Source organism: Enterobacter cloacae complex sp. P40C2, from assembly GCF_014930695.1.
Classification (GTDB): domain Bacteria; phylum Pseudomonadota; class Gammaproteobacteria; order Enterobacterales; family Enterobacteriaceae; genus Enterobacter; species Enterobacter pasteurii.
Genome location: NZ_JADBRP010000015.1, coordinates 78150 through 99381 on the forward strand (window position 1 = coordinate 78150; position 21232 = coordinate 99381).

Sequence of the window (21232 nt, forward strand, 5' to 3'; positions counted from 1 at the left end):
ATTATGTTCGTTTTCGCGCATGGAGCGTGTCGGCAAGCGCCATCGCCAGCCCGACCGCCAGCCCGGTAACGTGCGCACCGTTGGCGATAGACATACCAAACAGATCGAACCATCCGGCAATAAGCCATATTAACGCAAAGGTTATTAAGCCGCGTTGTAAATAGATGCCGCTATCCGGGTCGCGCTCGCCTCTGAGCCAGGCGTAACCCATCAGGGCGTACACCACGCCGGATAACCCGCCAAACCACGGGCCGCTGAATTTGTGCTGCACGTAGCCGCTCAGCAGGGCGCTAATGATGGTGATTACAATCAGCTTGCCGCTGCCGAGCCGCTTCTCCACCGCGCCGCCGAGATACCACCACCACAGCAGGTTAAAGAGAATATGCATTACCGAGAAGTGCATCAGCGCATGGGAGACGTAGCGCCAGACGTCAAACTCGAGGGAGGGATCGTACGGCCACGCCAGGGCCAGCATCACGCTCTGGTCGCCCACCACGTTCATAATAATGAAAACGAGGATACAGGCCGCCATCAGCAGCAGGGTAAACGGGCCTGCGCGCTCGCGGATCGTGGCAAGGAACGGAAAACGCTGATAATGCAGTCCGCTGCCGGTATGGCCGGACTGCCAGCTTGCCGCCAGATAGCGAGGGTCACCAGGATTTTCCAGGAAGCGCGCCAGCTCGGCGTTAACGCGATCGGCCTGGCTTTCATCCGCCAGCCAGACGTCCGTTTGCGTATGCTGCTGAATAGTCAGGATAATGCCCTGCGTCGCCATATAGTCGACAAACGCCTGGGCGACGCGCGGGTTGCTAAAAGAGGTGATCATCAACATGGGCAGCGGTCGCTTATTTCCACACAAAAGGGGACAGTATAGCGGGATCAGCGCTCGAACGCGTATTCAACTTCTGCCGGGAAATGACGATGCCAGGCGTCGAAGCCGCCGTCGACGCTGTAGACCGCATCGTAGCCCTGCTGGATCAGATACTGGGCCGCGCCTTTGCTGCTGTTGCCGTGGTAGCACATGACCATCACCGGGGTTTCGAAGTCGTTATCGCGCATAAACGTCCCCAGCGTGTCGTTGGTCAGATGGAACGCGCCCGGGGTGTGGCCCATCGCAAAGCTCTGCGGATCGCGGATATCCACCAGCACCGCTGTTCCCTGGTGCATCTTCTGGTGGGCTTCTTCTACGTTAATACATTCAAACTGATCCATGGTGTTCTCTTTCTGTTGTTCAGGTTGGGTGCGCTCTGATGCCCTCACCCCAGCCCTCTCCCACGGGGAGAGGGAGAAAAGTTAGTCGCACTATTTTACCCCGTAGTGTACGTCCTGGCGGCGGGTAAACGCCATTATGTTATCCATATCACTCTAAATTGTTTTTTTGATGTTACCAAAAGCGCGTTCCTTTGCTATTATGAGCGATATCGAACATTTTTGAGCTTTAACGAAAGTGCATGAGGGTGTTATGGAAACCAAAGATCTGATTGTGATAGGCGGTGGCATCAACGGTGCCGGTATTGCGGTCGACGCCGCAGGACGCGGTTTATCCGTGTTGATGCTGGAAGCTAACGATCTCGCCTGCGCGACGTCGTCCGCCAGCTCCAAGCTGATCCACGGTGGCCTGCGCTACCTGGAACACTACGAATTCCGCCTGGTCAGCGAAGCGCTGGCCGAACGTGAAGTGCTGCTGAAGATGGCGCCGCATCTGGCGATCCCGATGCGCTTCCGCCTGCCCCACCGCCCGCACCTGCGTCCGGCGTGGATGATCCGCATTGGCCTGTTTATGTACGATCATCTCGGCAAACGCACCAGCCTGCCGGGTTCGAACGGTTTGCGTTTTGGCTCAGAATCGGTCCTTAAGCCTGAAATCGTGCGCGGTTTCGAATATTCCGACTGCTGGGTGGACGATGCGCGCCTGGTTCTGGCGAATGCGCAGATGGTTGAGAAGAAGGGCGGCGAGGTGAAAACCCGCACCCGCGCCACCGCCGCGCGTCGTGAAAACGGCCTGTGGATCGTGGAAGCGGAAGACGTGGATACCGGCGAGAAGTTTAGCTGGAAAGCGCGCGGCCTGGTGAACGCCACCGGCCCGTGGGTGAAACAGTTTTTCGACGACGGCATGCACCTGCCTTCACCGTACGGCATCCGCCTGATTAAGGGCAGCCACATCGTGGTGCCGCGCGTGCATACCCAGAAGCAGGCCTACATTCTGCAAAACGAAGACAAGCGCATCGTGTTTGTGATCCCGTGGATGGACGAGTTCTCCATCATCGGCACCACCGACGTGGAGTACAAGGGCGATCCGAAAAACGTGGAGATCGACGAGAGCGAGGTCAGCTACCTGCTGAAGGTGTATAACGCGCACTTTAAAAAGCAGCTTGCGCGCGATGACGTGGTCTGGACTTACTCCGGCGTGCGTCCGCTGTGCGATGACGAGTCTGATTCACCGCAGGCGATCACCCGCGACTACACGCTCGATATTCACGACGAAGGCGGTCAGGCGCCGCTGCTGTCAGTCTTTGGCGGCAAGCTTACCACTTACCGCAAGCTGGCCGAGCACGCGCTGGAAAAACTGGCGCCGTACTATAAAGGCATTGGCCCGGCGTGGACCAAAGAGGCGGTGCTGCCTGGCGGTGATATCGGCGGAAACCGCGATGATTACGCCGCGAAGCTGCGCCGTCGCTACCCGTTCATCACCGAAGGTATGGCGCGCCACTATGCCCGCACCTACGGCAGCAATACCGAGCTGTTCCTGGGAGACGCGAAAGCGCTTGCCGATCTGGGCGAGCATTTCGGCCACGAGCTGTACGAAGCGGAGCTGCGCTACCTGGTTGAACACGAGTGGGTTCGTCGCCTGGAAGATGCCATCTGGTGCCGTACGAAAGAAGGGATGTGGCTCAACGCCGAGCAGCAGTCTCGCGTGGCGCAGTGGCTGGCGCAGCATGCGGGAAAGCGTGAGCTGTCGTTGGCGTCTTGATGCGATCGGTGCGGGCTGGTGCCCCCACCCTAACCCTCTCCCCGAAGGTGAGAGGGGACTTTAATATCCTCTCCCCGAAGGGAGAGGTAACTAACGCTAAAAGCGGCAACCAGGGTTGCCGCTTTGCTTTTATAACCGCACCGGATCGATATGCCAGATATTCTCGGCATACTCCTTGATGGTTCTGTCCGACGAGAAGTAACCCATGTTGGCGATGTTATGCATCGCGGCGCTGGTCCACTTCTCCTGATGACGGTACAGCTCGTCCACCTTATCCTGACAATCCACGTAGCTGCGGTAATCCGCCAGCACCTGATAGTGGTCGCCAAAGTTAATCAGCGAATCCACCAGGTCACGGTAGCGGCCGGGCTCCTCAGGATTAAATACCCCGGTAGCGATTTGCGTCAGCACCTGGCGTAACTCCTCATCCTCTTCGTAATACTCGCGCGGCGAGTAGCCCTTCTTGCGAAGCGCCTCCACCTCTTCCGCCGTATTGCCGAAGATAAAGATATTCTCCGCCCCCACGTGGTCCAGCATCTCGACGTTGGCGCCGTCCAGCGTGCCGATGGTCAGCGCGCCGTTCAGGGCAAACTTCATGTTGCTGGTGCCGGACGCTTCCGTTCCCGCCGTGGAAATCTGCTCGGAGAGATCCGCCGCCGGAATAATCAGCTGCGCCAGGCTCACGCTGTAGTTCGGGATAAACACCACCTTCAGCCTGTCGCCAATGTCCGGATCCTGGTTGACCACCTTCGCCACATCGTTGATGAGGTGAATGATGTGCTTCGCCATGTAGTAGGCGGACGCCGCCTTGCCGGCAAAGATTTTCACGCGCGGCACCCACTCCGCCCTCGGATCGGCCTTAATGCGGTTGTAGTGGGTAATAACGTGCAGCACGTTCATCAGCTGACGCTTGTACTCGTGGATACGCTTGATTTGCACGTCAAACAGCGCTTTCGGGTTTGCCACCACGTTGAGGTGCATCGCCAGCCAGACTGCCAGACGCTTTTTGTTCAGCAGCTTGGCTTCCCGCACGGCTTTGTTTACCGTCGGGAAATCAATGTGCTGCTCAAGCTCGCTCAGCTGGCTCAAATCGGTGCGCCAGGTGCGGCCAATGTTCTCATCCAGCACGTCGGAGAGCGGCTGGTTCGCCAGAGCCAGCCAGCGGCGCGGCGTAACGCCGTTGGTCACGTTGCAGAAACGCGTCGGGAAGATCTTCGCGAAGTCCGCGAACAGCGACTGCACCATCAGGTTCGAGTGCAGCTCTGACACCCCGTTCACCTTGTGGCTGATCACCACCGCCAGCCAGGCCATGCGTACGCGACGGCCGTTGGATTCATCAATGATCGAGGCGCGGCTCAGCAGGCCGGTATCGTTCGGGTACTGCTCCTGCAGGGTCTTGAGGAAGTAGTCGTTGATCTCGAAGATGATCTGCAGGTGGCGCGGCAGAATTTTGCCGAGCATGTCCACCGGCCACGTCTCCAGCGCTTCGCTCATCAGCGTGTGGTTGGTGTACGAGAACACCTGGCAGGTCACTTCAAACGCGTCATCCCAGCTGAACTTATGCTCGTCAATCAGCAGGCGCATCAGCTCGGGGATCGACAGCACCGGATGGGTGTCGTTGAGGTGAATAGCGGTTTTCTCTGCCAGATTCGCGTAGGTTTTGTGCAGCTGATAGTGACGGCTGAGGATATCCTGAATCGTTGCCGAGACGAGGAAATACTCCTGACGCAGGCGCAGCTCGCGGCCCGAGTAGGTCGAGTCATCCGGGTAGAGCACGCGGGAGACGTTCTCGGAGTGGTTTTTATCTTCCACCGCCGCGAAGTAGTCGCCCTGGTTAAATTTACCCAGGTTGATCTCGCTACTGGCCTGCGCGTTCCACAGACGCAGCGTATTGGTCGCATCGGTGTCGTAGCCGGGGATGATCTGGTCATAGGCAACGGCGAGGATCTCTTCGGTTTCCACCCAGCGGGATTTTTTCCCTTCCTGCTGAATGCGCCCGCCAAAGCGCACCTTATAGCGCGTATTGTGGCGCTTGAACTCCCACGGGTTACCGTATTCCAGCCAGTAGTCCGGCGACTCTTTCTGACGTCCATCGACGATGTTCTGCTTGAACATGCCGTAGTCGTAGCGAATACCGTACCCGCGTCCCGGCAGCGCCAGCGTCGCCAGCGAATCAAGGAAGCAGGCGGCAAGACGCCCGAGACCACCGTTACCCAGCCCCGGGTCGTTCTCTTCGTCAATCAGCTCTTCTAAGTCCAGCCCCATCTCTTCCAGCGCGTTTTTAACGTCGTCGTAAATACCGAGCGACAGCAGCGCGTTGGAGAGGGTGCGGCCAATCAGAAATTCCATCGACAGGTAGTACACCTGTCGCGTCTCCTGCGACATCTGGGCGCGGTTGGAGCGCAGCCAGCGTTCGACCATACGGTCCCGCACCGCAAACAGCGTGGCGTTCAGCCATTCGTGCTTGTTGGCAATAACGGGATCTTTCCCGATGGTAAACATCAGCTTATAGGCGATGGAGTGCTTTAACGCCTCAACGCTGAGCGTGGGTGAAGAGTAGCTAAATGGAGCATTCATATCAGTAACTTCGCCTCGTTACATCAAGCGTTGATAAAGGTCGCGGTAGGACTGCGCCGCAACGTGCCAGCCAAAGTCCATGGACATCGCCTGACGCTGCACGTAACGCCAGAGGGATGGACGGGACCACAAGACGAAAGCGCGCCGGATCGCGCGAAGCAGCGACCAGGCATTACTGTCCTCAAAGACGAACCCGCTGGCGATACCGTCCGCCAGGTTCTCCAGAGAACTATCCGACACCGTATCCGCCAGCCCGCCCGTGCGCCGCACCAGCGGCAGCGTGCCGTATTTCAGACCATAGAGCTGCGTCAGGCCGCAGGGTTCGAATCGGCTCGGTACCAGAATCACGTCCGCACCGCCCATGATGCGGTGGGAAAACGCTTCGTGATAGCCAATCTGTACGCCCACCTGCCCCGGATGTTCCGCCGCGGCCGCCAGGAAGCCTTCCTGCAACACCGGGTCGCCCGCGCCGAGCAGCGCCAGCTGGCCGCCCTGCTCCAGTAGCCCCGGCAGCGCCTCCAGCACCAGATCCAGCCCTTTCTGGCTGGTCAGGCGGCTGACCACCGCAAACAGCGGCACCTTGTCGTTGACCTTAAGCCCCATCGCAATCTGCAGCTGACGCTTGTTTTCCGCTTTATCTTCCACCGAGTCGCGCCCGTAGCGCGCCGCCAGCAGAAGATCGGTTTCCGGGTTCCAGATCTGCTCATCCACGCCGTTCAGGATCCCCGACAGGCGACCTTCACGATGGCGCTGCTGCAGCAGGCCTTCCATGCCGTAGCCAAACTCCGGCTGGGTGATTTCTCGCGCATAGGTGGGGCTAACCGCCGTAATGTGGTCGGCGTAGTACAGCCCCGCCTTCAGGAACGAAATCTGCCCGTTAAACTCCAGCCCGTGCATGTTAAAGAACGACCATGGCAGATCGATGTCATTCATATGATGGGCGTAATACATGCCCTGATACGCCAGGTTGTGCACCGTAAACACCGACCTGGCCGGATGGCCTTTCGCCGCCAGATACGCGGGCGCAAGCCCGGCATGCCAGTCGTGCGCGTGTACCACGTCAGGACGCCAGAACGGATCCAGCCCGACCGCCATCTCTGCGCCCACCCAGCCGAGCAGCGCAAAGCGCAGCACGTTGTCGGTATAGGCGAACAGGTTGGTATCGTGATACGGGCTGCCCGGTCGGTTGTATAAATGCGGCGCGTCAATCAGGTAAATCCCTACGCCATTGTAGTGTCCAAACAGCAGGGTAATACGTCCCGCGAAGGTTTCACGGCGGCTAACAACCTTTGCATCAGGAATACCGCGTCGGATATCCGGAAAAGCGGGCAACAACACGCGGGTATCTACCCCTCCGGCAATTTGCGCCGCCGGTAGTGCCCCAAGAACATCCGCCAGTCCGCCCGTTTTTAACAACGGGAACATCTCAGAACATACGTGTAAAACCTGCATCATCGCTCCTGTTTGATTTGCAGCTTCCGCAACATTTCCCGTGTTACTAACACGATCCCCTCTTCCGAACGGTAGAAACGACGCGCATCTTCTTCCGCGTTTTCGCCAATCACCATCCCCTCAGGAATGACGCAGGCACGGTCGATTACGCAACGACGCAGACGACACGAGCGCCCTACCCAGACATCCGGCAGCAGAACGGCCGAATCGATATTACAGAATGAGTTTATACGCACGCGCGGGAACAGCACGGACTGCACCACCACCGAACCGGAGATAATGCACCCGCCAGAAACCAGCGAGTTTAGCGTCATGCCGTGGCTGCCGGAACGGTCCTGCACGAACTTCGCGGGCGGCAGCGATTCCATATGGGTGCGAATCGGCCAGTTCTGGTCGTACATGTCCAGCTCGGGCGTTACGGATGCCAGATCGAGGTTGGCTTTCCAGTACGCTTCCAGGGTTCCCACGTCGCGCCAGTAAGGTTCCGCATTAGGATCGGACTGCACGCAGGACAGCGGGAAGGGGTGTGCATACGCCATGCCAGCTTTGGTGATTTTCGGAATAATGTCTTTGCCGAAATCGTGGCTGGAGTTTTCGTCTTTGTCGTCTTCTTCCAGCAGCTCATAAAGATAATCTGCATCAAAGACATAGATCCCCATGCTGGCGAGCGATTTGGTGTCGTCCCCCGGCATGGTTGGCGGGTTCGACGGCTTTTCGACAAAGTCGATAATCTTGTCGTCCGCATCCACGTGCATCACGCCAAAGGCGGTTGCTTCAGCAACGGGCACGGGCAAACACGCCACGGTGCATCGCGCCCCTTTTTCCACATGGTCGATCAGCATGTGGGAGTAATCCTGCTTGTAGATGTGGTCACCCGCGAGGATCACGATGTATTCCGCGTTGTAGCGGCGAATGATGTCGAGGTTTTGGGTTACGGCATCCGCCGTACCGCGGTACCAGTTTTCCCCGTGAACGCGCTGCTGAGCGGGAAGCAGATCGACAAACTCGTTCATCTCTTCGCTGAAGAATGACCAGCCGCGCTGAATGTGCTGCACCAGCGTGTGCGACTGGTACTGCGTAATGACGCCAATGCGGCGAATGCCTGAGTTCAGGCAGTTGGAGAGTGCAAAATCGATAATACGAAACTTACCACCAAAGTGAACCGCTGGCTTGGCGCGCTTGATGGTTAAATCTTTCAGACGGGTACCGCGCCCGCCCGCGAGTATCAGGGCAACTGTTTTTAATGGTAGCTGGCGTGCCAACATTAACGGATCGTTCTTCTCTAATCTAACCATGACTAACTCCTTTTTTATCATCTTTGGAATACGCACACTCCGTGCGCAGGCCCGTGCCAGACAGCCATAACTACCGGATTATCCGCTCCGGCAAAGGGAGGAACGGCTCGCCATTCCCCGTCAGGTAAAACAATCTCTGCGACGTCATCCGTCGCGTTGAGCGTAACCAGCCAGCGATCCGAAAGCAGGATCTGCAGGCGCGGTACGCCGTGTTGCCACTCTTGCGCGCTTAACGGTTGCGCGTCTTGATTCAGCCAGCGAACGTTGCCGTCGCCTTCTTCCCACCAGCGATCGGCGGTAAGCGCGGGAATGTGCTGGCGAAGATGGATCAGCGCCGCGGTGAAATGGATCAACCCGCTGTTCGCTTCTCCCCAGTCGAGCCAGGTCAGGGTATTGTCCTGGCAATAGGCGTTGTTGTTGCCGTGCTGGCTATGGCCGTGCTCATCGCCCGCCAGCAGCATCGGCGTGCCCTGCGACAGCAAAAGCGTCGTCAGCAGCGCATGAACGCTGGCGCGTCGCCGCTCGATCACGTCCAGACTTCCGCCTAACCCTTCTATACCATGATTGAAGCTATGGTTATTGTTAGTGCCATCGCGATTCTCCTCGCCGTTTGCCTCATTGTGTTTCTGATTGAAACAAACGCAGTCGCGCAGCGTGAAACCGTCGTGCGCCGTTACCAGATTGACGGTGGCCGACGGACGTTTTCCGTCACGCTTAAAGAGATCGCTGGAGCCGGCAAAGCGGCTGGCGAACTCTCCCAGCGACAGATCGCGCGCCAGCCAGAAGCGGCGGACGGCGTCGCGGAAGTGATCGTTCCACTCGGCAAACAGCGGCGGGAAGTTCCCCACCTGATAACCGCCCTCGCCGATATCCCACGGCTCCGCGATGAGCTTCACCTGTGAAAGTACCGGGCAGTTTTTTATCGCCTCAAACAGCGGCGCCTGCTGGCTGAATGCCGGGGTACGCCCCATCACCGGCGCCAGGTCAAAACGAAAGCCGTCCACGTGGAACGTCTCAACCCAGTACTTCAGGCACTCGTACGCGTAATGCGTGACTGCCGGATGGCTAAGGTTGAGCGTGTTACCACAGCCGGTCCAGTTCTCGTAGTCGCCGTCTTCCCTGATCCAATAATAGCTACGGTTATCGATTCCGCGCTGTGAGAGCGTCGGGCCGTCCAGATCGCTTTCCGCGCTGTGGTTTAACACCACGTCGAGAATGACCTCAATTCCCGCCGCGTGAAGCGCTTTCACCGCGTCGCGAAACTCATCCCGCGCCTTCTCCGGATGCACCGCGTAGCGCGGTTCAAGGGCGAACATCGCCAGCGGGTTGTAGCCCCAGTAGTTACTTAACCCAAGACGCTGAAGGCGCGGCTCGCTGGCGAAATGCGCCACCGGCAGCAGCTCCAGCGCGGTAATGCCCAGCTGCTTCAGGTAGGCGACCATCGTCGGATGCCCAAGCGCCTTATAGGTGCCGCGCATCTCTTTCGGGATCGACGGGTGCAGATACGTCAGCCCTTTGACGTGAGCTTCATAAATGACGGTATTGCCCCACGGCGTGCGCGGTGGGGCATCGTCTTCCCAGTCGTAGAGATCGTGCACCACCACGCTTTTGGGCGCGACGGACGCGCTGTCGCGGTGGTCGGGTTCACCGTAGCCGACGTGGAACAGCGGGTCGTCTTTAAACTCGCCGTCCACGCGGTGGGCACACGGGTCAATCAGCAGCTTCGCCGGGTTAAACCAGTGCCCCTGAGAAGGTGCCCAGGGGCCGTGAACGCGAAAACCGTAGTGCATCCCCGGCCGTCCTCCGGCCAGGTAGCCATGCCAGGTATCTCCCGTGCGCGCCGGTAAATCGTAACGATGCTCGTTACCTTCCCCGTCAAACACGCAGAGTTCCACCCGCTCCGCGTGAGCAGAAAAGAGCGTGAAGTTCACCCCCTTTCCGTCAAAACTCGCCCCGAGCGGTTCGGGTTTACCTGCCGTAAGCTGCGTCATTCTCCCTCCCGCACCAGCCAGATGGTGCTAAGCGGCGGCAGCGTCAGGCTGAGGGAGTTCGGACGACCGTGGCTTTCGATGGCGTCGCTCTGCACCAGGCCACCGTTACCGGCGTTGCTGCCGTGGTAGTGCATGGAGTCGGTATTGAGAATTTCACGCCATTTGCCCGGCTGGTTAATGCCGAAGCGGTAGTGCTCACGCGGTACCGGCGTGAAGTTGCTGGCAACGACGATCTCGTTACCCGCTTTGTCACGACGCACAAAGACAAACACCGAGCGCGCGTGGTCGTCCACCACCAGCCACTCAAAGCCATACGGATCGAAGTCCAGCTCGTGCAGCGCTTTGTGATGGCGGTAGGTCAGGTTCAGATCGCGGACCAGACGCTGCACGCCGTGGTGCCAGTTGTCAGCGCCTTCCAGCAGATGCCAGTCGAGGCTGGAGTCGTGGTTCCACTCGCGCCCCTGGGCAAACTCGTTGCCCATAAACAGCAGCTTTTTGCCCGGGAAGGCAAACATCCAGCCGTAGTAGGCGCGCAGGTTGGCAAACTTCTGCCACGCGTCGCCCGGCATGCGGTCGAGAATGGATTTTTTGCCGTGCACCACTTCATCGTGCGACAGCGGCAGCATGAAGTTTTCGGTGTAGTTGTAGAGCAGCCCGAAGGTGAGCTTGTCGTGATGATACTGACGATAAACCGGATCGAGCTTCATGTAGTCGAGCGTGTCGTGCATCCAGCCAAGGTTCCACTTGTACCAGAAGCCCAGGCCGCCCGTTGACGGCGGACGCGAAACGCCCGGGAAGTCGGTGGACTCTTCCGCCATGGTCACGGCACCGTCGACCTGCTCGCCGATAATGCGGTTGGTGTTGCGAAGAAACTCAATCGCTTCCAGGTTCTCGCGACCGCCATACTCGTTCGGGATCCACTCGCCCTCTTTGCGGCTATAGTCGCGATAGATCATCGACGCCACCGCATCCACGCGCAGGGCATCAATGCCGAAGCGCTCGATCCAGTAGAGCGCGTTCCCGACCAGGTAGTTCGCTACCTCACGCCGCCCGTAGTTGTAGATCAGCGTATTCCAGTCCTGGTGATAGCCTTCGCGCGGGTCGCTGTGCTCGTACAGCTTCGTGCCGTCGAACTCGGCCAGCGCAAAATCATCCGACGGGAAGTGGCCCGGCACCCAGTCGAGAATGACGTTCAGACCAGCGGCGTGCGCGGCATCAACGAAATAGCGGAAGTCATCGCGCGTGCCGAAGCGGCGGGTAGGCGCGTACATTCCGGTGGGCTGATAGCCCCAGCTTCCGTCGAAGGGGTGTTCGTTGATCGGCAGCAGCTCCAGATGGGTAAAGCCCATCCATTTGGCGTACGGTACCAGCTGGTCAGCCAGCTCGCGATAGCTCAGCCAGAAGTTGTCATCGGTGTGGCGGCGCCAGGAGCCGAGATGCACCTCATAAACGGAGATTGGCGCGTCGAAGCGGTTAGCCTGCTTGCGCTCCTCCGTCTGGACCACCTTCTCCGGCAGGCCGCAAATAAGAGAGGCGGTATTCGGGCGCAGCTCCGCTTCAAAGGCGTACGGGTCAGATTTAATACGCAGCTTGCCGTTGGCATCGATCATCTCGAACTTGTAGAGCTGACCGTTATGCGCCCCGGGGATGAACAGCTCCCAGATGCCGGTTTCCCGGCGCAGGCGCATGGGGTGGCGGCGGCCGTCCCAGTAGTTGAACTGCCCGACGACGGAGACGCGCCGGGCGTTTGGCGCCCATACGGCAAACCGCGTGCCGGTAATACCATCCATGGTATCCGCATGGGCACCCAGCGTTTCATAAGGCCGCAGATGGGTGCCTTCGGACAGCAGCCAGGCATCCATCTCTTTCAAGAGCGGACCAAAGCTATAGGGGTCGTCAATCAGGTTCTGCTGACCGTGCCAGATGACGGCAAGCTGATAACGAAAGGGGTTTTTACGACGAGGCATGACGCCCGAGAAGAAGCCACGCGAGTCGAGGCATTCCAGATTACCCACCTTGCGGCCGGTTTTGGGTTCGATAACCCATACTTCTGTTGCATCCGGTAACAGCGCGCGAACTTCCAGCCCGGCCTCTGTACGGTGCATCCCTAGCACAGAAAAGGGGTCGGCAAAATGACCCGCAATAAGCGCATTAATCACGTCTCTCGAAATACGATCGGACATGGTATTCATCCTGTTTTTTTATGTCGCCCTTTTTACTCGCTCCGGGACGACTTTTAATGTGACCTAAACGGTGCAGCTCATCCTCTCTGCTCCGTCCTACCCTCAGGTGAGAAATAAATCTTCCTTAAAGCATAGCCAACGACGAGGTTCCTCCTGATAAAAAATAAGACATCTGCGTTTTACTCCATGTAGTACGCACAAAAAGGGGGGCGATAATCACCCCCCGTGTTTAACAAAGTATTACGCCAGCTGGCGCAGCATGCGGCGCAGCGGCTCGGCGGCACCCCACAGCAGCTGGTCGCCAACGGTGAACGCGGAGAGGTACTCCGGGCCCATGTTCAGCTTACGCAGACGGCCAACCGGCGTGGTCAGCGTGCCGGTGACGGCTGCCGGAGTCAGCTCGCGCATGGTGATATCACGATCGTTTGGCACCACTTTCGCCCACGGGTTGTGTGCGGCGAGCAGCTCTTCCACGGTCGGAATAGACACATCTTTTTTCAGTTTAATGGTGAAGGCCTGGCTGTGGCAGCGCAGCGCGCCGATACGCACGCACAGGCCGTCGACCGGAATGGTGTTCGCGGTAGCGAGGATTTTGTTGGTCTCAGCCTGGCCCTTCCACTCTTCGCGGGTCTGGCCGTTATCCAGCTGTTTGTCGATCCACGGGATCAGACCGCCGGCCAGCGGTACGCCAAAGTTATCGACCGGCAGCTCGCCGCTGCGGGTCAGCTGGGTGACTTTGCGCTCGATGTCCAGAATCGCGGAAGCCGGGTCGGCCAGCTCGGTCGCAACGCTCTGGTGCAGCTGGCCCATCTGCGTCAGCAGCTCGCGCATATGGCGCGCGCCGCCGCCGGATGCCGCCTGGTAGGTCGCCACGGAAACCCACTCCACCAGATCCTGGGCGAACAGGCCGCCGAGGGACATCAGCATCAGGCTGACGGTGCAGTTGCCGCCGACAAAGGTTTTCACGCCGTTATTCAGGCCGTCGGTGATGACGTCCTGGTTAACCGGGTCGAGAATGATGATGGCATCGTCTTTCATACGCAGCGAAGAGGCCGCGTCAATCCAGTAGCCCTGCCAGCCGCTTTCACGCAGCTTCGGATAAATATCGTTGGTATAATCGCCGCCCTGGCAGGTCACAATAATGTCGAGTGCCTTCAGCGCTTCCAGATCGTAAGCATCCTGCAACGTGCCTGTGGTACCACCAAAGGACGGTGCAGCCTGGCCGAGCTGTGAAGTAGAGAAGAAGACCGGGCGGATGGCGTCGAAATCGCGCTCTTCAACCATGCGTTGCATGAGTACAGAGCCGACCATACCGCGCCAGCCGATAAAACCAACGTTTTTCATAGCATTTTTTTCCTGCAAGGGGTGTGTGCTGATTGTGCAAGCCAGTATTGAACTGGGATATGCTTCACATTACAAAATGCTGCCAAAGTCGCAAGCGAAATTAATCGATGATTGCCCGGCTATCAGAAAAAGTGCTAATCATCGGAATAACACTACTAAGACTCAGGGATAATTTAAAGATGAGTGAAATCATTTCCGCCGCGGTTTTATTGATCCTGATTATGGATCCACTCGGAAACCTGCCGATCTTCATGTCGGTGCTGAAACACACCGAGCCGAAGCGCCGCCGGGCGATCATGATCCGCGAGCTGCTCATCGCCCTGGTGGTGATGTTCATCTTCCTGTTCGCCGGTGAAAAAATCCTCGCGTTCCTGAACTTACGCGCTGAAACGGTTTCGATTTCCGGCGGGATTATTCTGTTCCTGATTGCCATTAAGATGATTTTCCCGAGCGCGGAAGGCAGCAGCAGCGGCCTGCCTGCGGGTGAAGAGCCGTTTATCGTGCCGCTGGCGATTCCCCTGGTTGCCGGGCCGACGATTCTGGCCACATTGATGCTGCTGTCGCATCAGTACCCGAATCAGATGAGCCACCTGGTCATTGCCCTGCTGATCGCCTGGGGCGGAACGTTCATTATTCTGCTGCAGTCGTCGCTGTTCCTGCGCCTGCTGGGCGAAAAAGGGGTGAACGCGCTGGAGCGTCTGATGGGGCTGATTCTGGTGATGATGGCGACGCAGATGTTCCTGGACGGGATACGGGCGTGGATGAAGGGCTAGGTAAAAGCAAAACGGCAATCTTCGATTGCCGTTTTTAGTGGTTGCTCCCTCTCCCCGTGGGAGAGGGAGAAAACCGGAGTGACTTGTAGGTCGGGTAAGGCGAAGCCGCCACCCGACAAAATAAGATCTCTGCGGCCTGTTGCCCTCACCCCCAACCCTCTCCCACAGGGAGAAGGAGAAAACCAGGGTTAGCTCAGCAGCGTAAACGCAATCATCCCGACAACCGCACCCGTCGTGCCGAGGATGGTTTCCATCAGCGTCCAGGTTTTCAGGGTTTGCGCTTCGGTCGCGCCGGTAAATTTACCGAACAGCCAGAAGCCTGCGTCGTTCACGTGCGATACCACAATCGAACCGCCCGCGATGCAGATAGACAGCGCCGCCATCTGCGCACCGGAGTAGTTCAGCTGCTCAATCACCGGCATCACCAGGCCTACGGCCGTTAAACAGGCAACGGTCGCGGAGCCCTGAATGATACGTACCGCCGCGGCCAGCACGAAGCAGGTCACCGCAATCGGCAGGCCCATTCCGGTCAGCGCTTCACCCAGAGCAGGACCCACGCCGGAATCAACCAGCACCTGCTTGAACACGCCACCGGCACCGATCACCAGCAGAATGATGCCCGCAGGCTGCAGCGCAGCACCGCAGATCTCCATCACGCGGTCTTTCGGCATGCCCTGACGCATCGCCAGGCCGTAAATTGCCACCAGACACGCCACCAGGATCGCGGTAAACGGATGACCGATAAACTCAAACCATTCATAGGCGGTAGAGCCTTCAGGCACAAAGCGGGCGGCAATGGTTTTCAGCCCCACCAGCACCAGCGGCAGCAGGATCAGCGACAGGCTGAAGCCGAAGGACGGCATTTTGCCCTCGCCCAGGTGCGGCTCGGTGATGTCGTCAGGAATGTGCAGCTCGACGTAGCGGCTGATGAAGTTGCCCCACAGCGGACCGGCGATAATCATCCCCGGGATTGCCGCGCACAGGCCAATCAGGATCATCCAGCCAAAGTCGGCGTGCATCTGGGAAGCCAGCAGCATCGGCGCAGGCCCCGGCAGCAGAAACGCCGCGGCTGCCGCCACACCCGCAAACAGCGGAATGACCAGCTTCACAAGGTTAGTGCCGGTATGGCGCGCCATGGAGAACGCTACGCTAATCAGCAGCACCACGGCCACCTCAAAGAACAGCGGCAGCGCGCAAATCAGGCCAGCGAGGCCAATCGCGTAGTGCGCGCGGCTGTGGCCGAAGGATTTCAGCATCTTGACGGCAATCTGGTCGACCGCGCCCGTCTCGTGCAGGATCTTGCCAAACATCGCGCCCAGCGCGACCACAATGGCCAGGAAGCCCAGCGTGCCGCCCATCCCTTTTTCCATCGTCGCGGCGATCTTGTCGAGCGGCATGCCGGAAAAGAGACCTGCACCAATAGAAACCACCATCAAAGCAACGAAAGCGTGCATACGCGCCTTCATCACTAAAAACAGCAGCAGTAAAACGGAACCCACTGCTGTCAAAACAAGCGTTAATGTACTCAAAACTTATTGCCTTTTATTGATAACCTCGATGGTGCTGGCTACAACACCTTCCAGCGGCTGATCGATATCAACCACCAGGACATCCTGCTCGTCAGCACCCGGCTCCTGCAGCGCTTCGAACTGCGTCACCAGCATCTGGGTTTTGAAGAAGTGGCCCTTACGCGCCTTCAGACGGCTTTCAATTACCTCGAAATCACCCTTCAGATAGATGAAGGAGAGGTTCGGGTTGCCGTCGCGCAGCAGATCGCGATAGGTTTTTTTCAGCGCGGAGCAGACGATCAGGGAAACTTTGTTGGTACGCTGCATCGCGAACGCGGCGTCATTCAGCGCCTGCAGCCACGGTTTGCGGTCGTCGTCGTTCAGCGGCTCGCCGGCGGCCATTTTGGTGATGTTGCTGCGCGGATGGAGGAAGTCGCCATCAAGAAACGCAGCCTGGAGTTGATGCGCCACTTCGCTCGCCACGGCAGATTTACCGCTACCGGACACGCCCATCAGGACGTAAACGTGGTGATCGTGATTAGTCGTGCTCAAAGGGTGTCCCTCAGTCAATTGTTACGGGTAACAGTTATCGGTAACATTGTCCTGCCGGGGCAAAAGAGAAGCAATATCCAAACGTGCGCGAAGTGAATAAGTGTGAGCTACTTCAAATTTGTCGGATTAAATAGATCCACCCGGTGACAAGGTGAAACCTAAATCTAACATTTTAGGGGTAACTGCCTCACCACGAATGCGCGCCAGCAGGCGTTCTGCACCGATGCGGCCCATGCGTTCACGCGGGGTCAGGACGCTCGCCAGGCGCGGCTCCATCACCTGACCAATGTCGTGGCCGTGGAATCCGGCAATCGCCATATCGTCAGGGATCTTCAGCCCCAGACGCTGGCACTCAAACGCCGCGCCGACCGCAAGGTCATCGTTGGTACAGAAAATACCGTCCAGTTGCGGATACTCGCGTCGCGCCTGGCGCATCAGCTCAATACCCGAGGTGTAGGATGAGGATTGCTCCACCATCACGCTGTACGGGATCAAACCGGCGTCGAGCATCGCCTGCTCGTATCCTTTCTGTTTGATGATAGTACGTTCATCCAGACGTGCACCCAGGTAAGCGATGTGCCGGTGGCCGCGGGCGATAATGGCCGCGGTCATCTGCCGCGCCGCTTCGAAGTTATCGAACCCAACGGCAATGTCGAGGCACGGCGACTGGCTGTCCATCAGCTCCACCACCGGAATGCCCGCCACTTCGATCATTTTCAGCGTGCGGGCAGTGTGGGTACGCTCCGTTAAAATCAGGCCATCGATGTTCCAGGAGAGCATCGATTCAAGACGTTCTTCCTCCAGTTCCGGCTTGTACCCATAGTGCGCGAGCATGGTCTGATAACCAAACGCATCGGTGACGCTTTCGATGCCGCGCAGCACTTCGGCGAAAACCTGGTTAGTTAAGGAAGGAAGCAGGACGCCCACCGCACGGCTGGTCGCATTGGAGAGAATATCGGGGGCGCGGTTGGGGATATAACCCAGTTCATCAAGGGCTGCGGCAATCTTGCCACGCAACGCGACGGAAACCTGTTCCGGGTTACGTAAAAAGCGGCTGACCGTCATTTTGGTCACACCGACGCGATCGGCGACATCCTGAAGTACGGGGCGTTTCTTTTTCATCGTCCTGAGAAATCTTGAAGTGAGAGATTTGCTCAGTTTATCACGGACAAAGCTCAACCTTCCCCGTTTAAAGGGAAGGTTGAGAAATTATTTAGACCGGCGGCAGGTCAAACAGCAGGATTTCGCTTTCGCTGTCGGCATGCACGGAGAGCGCCTGCTCGTCCCAGATAGCCAGACCATCTGCGGTTGTGGCTTTGGTGCCGTTAATGGTCACGTCGCCCTTCACCACCTGGATCCACACGCGGCGGTTGGCGGCAATCTGGTGTACGGACTGTTCATCTTTCGCCAGCGCCCAGCGGTACAGCTCCATATCCTGATGCACCTTCAGGGAACCTTCACGCGCATCCGGAGAGAGCACCAGCTGTTTGCCCTGTTTCGCGTCGAAGCGGCGCTGCTCGTAGCGCGGCGTGATGCCGGTTTCTTCCGGAATGATCCAGATCTGATACAGGTGCAGTTTTTCCGTTTTGCTCGGGTTGTACTCGGAGTGACGCACCCCGGTGCCAGCGCTCATAATCTGGAACTCGCCCGCCGGAACCTGCTCTTTATTGCCCATGCTGTCCTGGTGCTCAACCGCCCCTTCCAGTACGTAGGTCAAAATTTCCATATCCTTGTGCGGGTGGGTACCGAAGCCCTGGCCTGCATCAATCACGTCATCGTTAATGACGCGCAGCGCGGAGAAGCCCATGAAGTTCGGGTCATAATAGTCGGCAAACGAGAATGAATGCCATGAGTCCAGCCAGCCATGATTTGCGTGACCACGTTCGTTTGCTTTGCGTAAGTAGATCATTGTTTTCACCCTCAGTTCGTTTCGATGGAGTAAGTGTGGACGCAAACCGTCTGGGATCATAGAGGGTGAAAATTGACTCCTCTGTTCAAAATTTATGAACAAGTTCAGAGGAGCCGTTTTTGCTTATCTGGCAAGGGTTATCGTGGCAGGAGACGCCTGTTCGAAGGCGCGTTCAAGGATTTCCAGGTTGGTGAAAACGTCAGATTCCTTGACGTAATTCGGCGCGCCATTGGTGAGGGTTTCATACAGCGCATCATAGACGCGGCCATAGTCACCGGCTTCGGGCTTCAGCTCTTCTCTGACCGTTACGCCCTCATCGTTCACATACTCGAGCACGCCTGCGGAATCGTCCGCGGCAAAACCCGGTTCGCCGGGCATGATATTAGCCTTCAGGCTGGTCTCCTGCTGGTCGATGCCGTACCTGATAAACGAGCCTCTGGTGCCGTGAACGATAAATTTCGGGTAGTCGATTTTCACCAGATGGCTGGTTTTGACGATGGCTTTCAGGTCACCGTAGAACAGCTGCGCCTCGAAGGTGTCATCCGGGTTGGCTTTATTGCGCAGGCTGCGAATGTCGTACGCCACGTGGTCCGGTCGGCCAAACAGGGAAATGATCTGGTCCATGGTGTGCACACCAAGACCGTAGAAGGAACCGTCCTGCGGCAGGCCGGGTTTGGTTTCCGCCACCGGGCGGTAGTAATCGAAGTGGCTTTCGATTTCCACGATGTCGCCGAGCTTGCCGCTCTCTATCGCCTTTTTCGCCGTCAGGAAGCAGCCGTCAAAGCGGCGGTTCTGATACGGCGTGACGGTCAGCCCCTTGCTCTTCGCCAGCGCGAACAGTTCCTTCGCTTCGGCGATGGTCGGGGTGAACGGTTTTTCCACCAGCACGTTTTTGCCCGCCTCGAGCGCACGTTTCGCATAGTCGAAGTGGCTGTCGGCATGGGTGCAGACGATGACCAGTTTAACCTGCGGGTCGCCCAGTACCTCATCAAGATCGCTGGTGAAATGAATATGGGAATACTGCGGAGACTGCTCTTCCGGCTTCGCGCTGCGGCGGTAGATATGGGCAACGTGCCAGCTGTCTTTACGGTTGAGAACATACGGAAGGTGATAGCGGGTAGTGCTTTTACCAAATCCAATAAATGCACAGTTCAGGGTCATGGTTCCGTCCTTTGTTATCAGGTTTCTGTTTTCACTATAGCGATAAATTTGACCTAAAGAATCCTAAAATGGCGGCAGTTGCCTTGACCGTGCTGCTAAAAAACACGATAAGGTGAAGGTCAAATCTATGCTCGCGAAGGGAGTCGCGCCCATTCCTATGGAAAGGAAATATCTCGCGTTAAACAGTGCGCTTCTCTTCTGGCTGCTGGCGCTTCTCGCCTGGTGCTATGCCGCCTGGCAACTCGCATGGCTCTTCGCAGCATTATCTGTACTGGCCTTCACTCTCCCCCTGCTTATCAACCTGGGAAACGTTATGTTTAAGAAGAACAAAATGAATGATATCAAGGTGCCAAATCCCCTGCCGTCGCCACCTGTCCTGGAGAAAGAACCTACCGCCACCGAGAAGCACGGTACCACGGTGATTGCGACTGACGTCCGCGTTGAAGGCAATATCGTTTCGACTGGTCACGTCTACGTGCACGGTGAGCTCATCGGCAACATTGCTTCCGAACAGAGTCTGATCAAAATCATGCGCGGGGGGCGGGTTGAGGGAAACATCACCTGCCGGGAGCTGATTATTGACGGGACCGTCATCGGTGAATGCCACAGTGACGCCATAGAAATATGCGAAAACGGTGAGCTGACGGGAACGCTTTCCTACCGCGCGCTGGCCGTTAAAAAAGGGGGGATCTTTTCCGGTATTGCCGAGATGCTGCCCGCCGCTATCGAAAAGAACAACGTCGTAGGCCTGATCAAGGACATCCCTGCTAACGCACCTGAAGCGTGCGAGCTTGCCAAATAAAAAGCAAAAAAAAGCCAGCTAGAAGCTGGCTAAAGTAATACTGGAAGCAATGTGAGCAATGTCGTGCTTTCAGGTTACCGCAGGGGTCTTCCTGAACGCAGAGCAATAATAATCATTCTCATTCGCACTTGTCCAACACTTTTTGCAAAAAATAGCGATTGACTCGAAATTTAAAGTCATTGATGTTGGAAGGGACTTTTAACTGACCGAGGATGAAGGAATGAGTGAGATAGTGATACGCCACGCTGAACCGAAAGATTATGACGCCATTCGTCAGATCCACGCCCAGCCGGAGGTGTATCACAACACGCTACAGGTTCCTCATCCCTCAGAGCAGATGTGGCAGGAGCGGCTCGCCGACCAGCCGGGCATTAAACAGCTGGTCGCCTGTATCGACGGCACCGTTGCCGGACACCTGTGCCTTGCGGTTGCACCACGTCCGCGCCGCAGCCACGTTGCCGATTTTGGCATCAGCGTGGGCGCGCAGTGGCAAAACCGTGGCGTCGCCAGCGCCCTGATGCGCACCATGATCGATATGTGCGACAACTGGCTGCGCGTCGATCGCATTGAGCTGACGGTGTTTGTTGATAACGAACCGGCCATTGCGGTGTACAAAAAGCACGGTTTTGAGATTGAGGGGACCGGAAAGCGCTTTGCGCTGCGCAACGGTGAGTATGTGGACGCGTACTATATGGCGCGGATGAAGTAACCCCT

Annotated in this window: 17 protein-coding genes; 4 read left to right on the forward strand and 13 right to left on the reverse strand. The window is 57.6% G+C overall.

Annotated elements, in window-relative coordinates:
- Position 1: 1 nt before the first annotated feature.
- Together glpG and glpE are read right to left on the reverse strand one after the other, a co-directional pair.
- A complete protein-coding gene (gene glpG, locus IM304_RS20360) occupies positions 2-832 on the reverse strand; it encodes a rhomboid family intramembrane serine protease GlpG (protein ID WP_148420573.1) in 831 nt (276 codons plus the stop codon).
- A 47-nt stretch (positions 833-879) separates the two neighbouring features.
- Positions 880-1212, reverse strand: a complete 333-nt coding sequence (glpE, locus tag IM304_RS20365; protein WP_193356541.1) for a thiosulfate sulfurtransferase GlpE — start codon at positions 1210-1212, stop codon at positions 880-882.
- A 250-nt stretch (positions 1213-1462) separates the two neighbouring features.
- On the opposite strand from glpE, the gene glpD reads away from it, so the two are divergent.
- Positions 1463-2971: a glycerol-3-phosphate dehydrogenase gene (gene glpD / locus IM304_RS20370; protein WP_193356542.1), complete on the forward strand. Its 1509-nt coding sequence runs from the start codon at positions 1463-1465 to the stop codon at positions 2969-2971.
- Between the two features lie 129 nt (positions 2972-3100).
- Here the strand turns inward: glpD and glgP are convergent, their stop codons facing one another.
- The 6 genes from glgP to asd form a co-directional block, all read right to left on the reverse strand.
- Positions 3101-5548, reverse strand: a complete 2448-nt coding sequence (glgP, locus tag IM304_RS20375) for a glycogen phosphorylase (protein ID WP_193356543.1) — start codon at positions 5546-5548, stop codon at positions 3101-3103.
- 18 nt (positions 5549-5566) lie between these two features.
- Entirely contained in the window at positions 5567-7000 is a 1434-nt protein-coding gene (gene glgA, locus IM304_RS20380) for a glycogen synthase GlgA (protein ID WP_148420608.1), read from the reverse strand.
- Positions 7000-8295, reverse strand: coding sequence for a glucose-1-phosphate adenylyltransferase (gene glgC / locus IM304_RS20385; protein WP_148420570.1), 1296 nt, complete (start codon positions 8293-8295; stop codon positions 7000-7002). The genes glgA and glgC overlap by 1 nt, the downstream gene beginning before the upstream one ends.
- A 17-nt stretch (positions 8296-8312) precedes the next feature.
- Positions 8313-10286: a glycogen debranching protein GlgX gene (glgX, locus tag IM304_RS20390; RefSeq protein ID WP_193356544.1), complete on the reverse strand. Its 1974-nt coding sequence runs from the start codon at positions 10284-10286 to the stop codon at positions 8313-8315.
- Positions 10283-12469, reverse strand: coding sequence for a 1,4-alpha-glucan branching enzyme (gene glgB / locus IM304_RS20395; protein ID WP_148420568.1), 2187 nt, complete (start codon positions 12467-12469; stop codon positions 10283-10285). The genes glgX and glgB overlap by 4 nt, the downstream gene beginning before the upstream one ends.
- A 240-nt stretch (positions 12470-12709) precedes the next feature.
- Entirely contained in the window at positions 12710-13813 is a 1104-nt protein-coding gene (asd, locus tag IM304_RS20400) for an aspartate-semialdehyde dehydrogenase (protein ID WP_193356545.1), read from the reverse strand.
- Positions 13814-13992: 179 nt separating this feature from the next.
- On the opposite strand from asd, the gene IM304_RS20405 reads away from it, so the two are divergent.
- The gene (locus IM304_RS20405; RefSeq protein ID WP_119937578.1) at positions 13993-14586 is read left to right on the forward strand and encodes a YhgN family NAAT transporter; all 594 of its coding nucleotides are present in this window, start codon (positions 13993-13995) and stop codon (positions 14584-14586) included.
- 188 nt (positions 14587-14774) lie between these two features.
- Here IM304_RS20405 and gntU read toward each other — a convergent pair whose 3' ends face one another.
- The 5 genes from gntU to IM304_RS20430 all read right to left on the reverse strand — a co-directional run bounded on the left by gntU (position 14775) and on the right by IM304_RS20430 (position 19716).
- A complete protein-coding gene (gntU, locus tag IM304_RS20410; RefSeq protein ID WP_193356546.1) occupies positions 14775-16115 on the reverse strand; it encodes a gluconate transporter in 1341 nt (446 codons plus the stop codon).
- Positions 16116-16118: 3 nt separating this feature from the next.
- Entirely contained in the window at positions 16119-16646 is a 528-nt protein-coding gene (gene gntK / locus IM304_RS20415) for a gluconokinase (protein WP_148420565.1), read from the reverse strand.
- 126 nt (positions 16647-16772) lie between these two features.
- On the reverse strand, positions 16773-17768 hold the full coding sequence (gntR, locus tag IM304_RS20420; protein ID WP_148420564.1) for a gluconate operon transcriptional repressor GntR: 996 nt from the start codon (positions 17766-17768) through the stop codon (positions 16773-16775).
- Positions 17769-17859: 91 nt separating this feature from the next.
- On the reverse strand, positions 17860-18555 hold the full coding sequence (locus tag IM304_RS20425; protein ID WP_148420563.1) for a pirin family protein: 696 nt from the start codon (positions 18553-18555) through the stop codon (positions 17860-17862).
- Between the two features lie 123 nt (positions 18556-18678).
- Complete coding sequence (locus IM304_RS20430) at positions 18679-19716, reverse strand: oxidoreductase (protein WP_193356547.1); 1038 nt, start codon at positions 19714-19716, stop codon at positions 18679-18681.
- Between the two features lie 157 nt (positions 19717-19873).
- Between IM304_RS20430 and IM304_RS20435 the strand changes: the two genes are divergently transcribed.
- Positions 19874-20518 carry a polymer-forming cytoskeletal protein gene (locus tag IM304_RS20435; protein ID WP_193356548.1) on the forward strand — a complete coding sequence of 215 codons (645 nt, stop codon included), beginning with the start codon at positions 19874-19876 and terminating at the stop codon, positions 20516-20518.
- Between the two features lie 220 nt (positions 20519-20738).
- Positions 20739-21227 carry an N-acetyltransferase gene (gene yhhY, locus IM304_RS20440; RefSeq protein WP_176609296.1) on the forward strand — a complete coding sequence of 163 codons (489 nt, stop codon included), beginning with the start codon at positions 20739-20741 and terminating at the stop codon, positions 21225-21227.
- The last annotated feature ends 5 nt before the right edge of the window (positions 21228-21232 follow it).

Bases quoted from the DNA above. Each gene is read 5' to 3' on its own strand.
- glpD (WP_193356542.1), top strand. From the start codon at position 1,463: ATGGAAACCAAAGATCTGATTGTGATAGGCGGTGGCATCAACGGTGCC.
- glgB (WP_148420568.1), bottom strand. From the start codon at position 12,469: ATGTCCGATCGTATTTCGAGAGACGTGATTAATGCGCTTATTGCGGGT.
- IM304_RS20435 (WP_193356548.1), top strand. From the start codon at position 19,874: ATGGAAAGGAAATATCTCGCGTTAAACAGTGCGCTTCTCTTCTGGCTG.
- yhhY (WP_176609296.1), top strand. From the start codon at position 20,739: ATGAGTGAGATAGTGATACGCCACGCTGAACCGAAAGATTATGACGCC.
- IM304_RS20425 (WP_148420563.1), bottom strand. From the start codon at position 18,555: ATGATCTACTTACGCAAAGCAAACGAACGTGGTCACGCAAATCATGGC.
- glgX (WP_193356544.1), bottom strand. From the start codon at position 10,286: ATGACGCAGCTTACGGCAGGTAAACCCGAACCGCTCGGGGCGAGTTTT.
- glgP (WP_193356543.1), bottom strand. From the start codon at position 5,548: ATGAATGCTCCATTTAGCTACTCTTCACCCACGCTCAGCGTTGAGGCG.
- glpG (WP_148420573.1), bottom strand. From the start codon at position 832: ATGTTGATGATCACCTCTTTTAGCAACCCGCGCGTCGCCCAGGCGTTT.
- glgC (WP_148420570.1), bottom strand. From the start codon at position 8,295: ATGGTTAGATTAGAGAAGAACGATCCGTTAATGTTGGCACGCCAGCTA.
- gntR (WP_148420564.1), bottom strand. From the start codon at position 17,768: ATGAAAAAGAAACGCCCCGTACTTCAGGATGTCGCCGATCGCGTCGGT.
- glpE (WP_193356541.1), bottom strand. From the start codon at position 1,212: ATGGATCAGTTTGAATGTATTAACGTAGAAGAAGCCCACCAGAAGATG.
- IM304_RS20405 (WP_119937578.1), top strand. From the start codon at position 13,993: ATGAGTGAAATCATTTCCGCCGCGGTTTTATTGATCCTGATTATGGAT.
- glgA (WP_148420608.1), bottom strand. From the start codon at position 7,000: ATGCAGGTTTTACACGTATGTTCTGAGATGTTCCCGTTGTTAAAAACG.
- IM304_RS20430 (WP_193356547.1), bottom strand. From the start codon at position 19,716: ATGACCCTGAACTGTGCATTTATTGGATTTGGTAAAAGCACTACCCGC.
- asd (WP_193356545.1), bottom strand. From the start codon at position 13,813: ATGAAAAACGTTGGTTTTATCGGCTGGCGCGGTATGGTCGGCTCTGTA.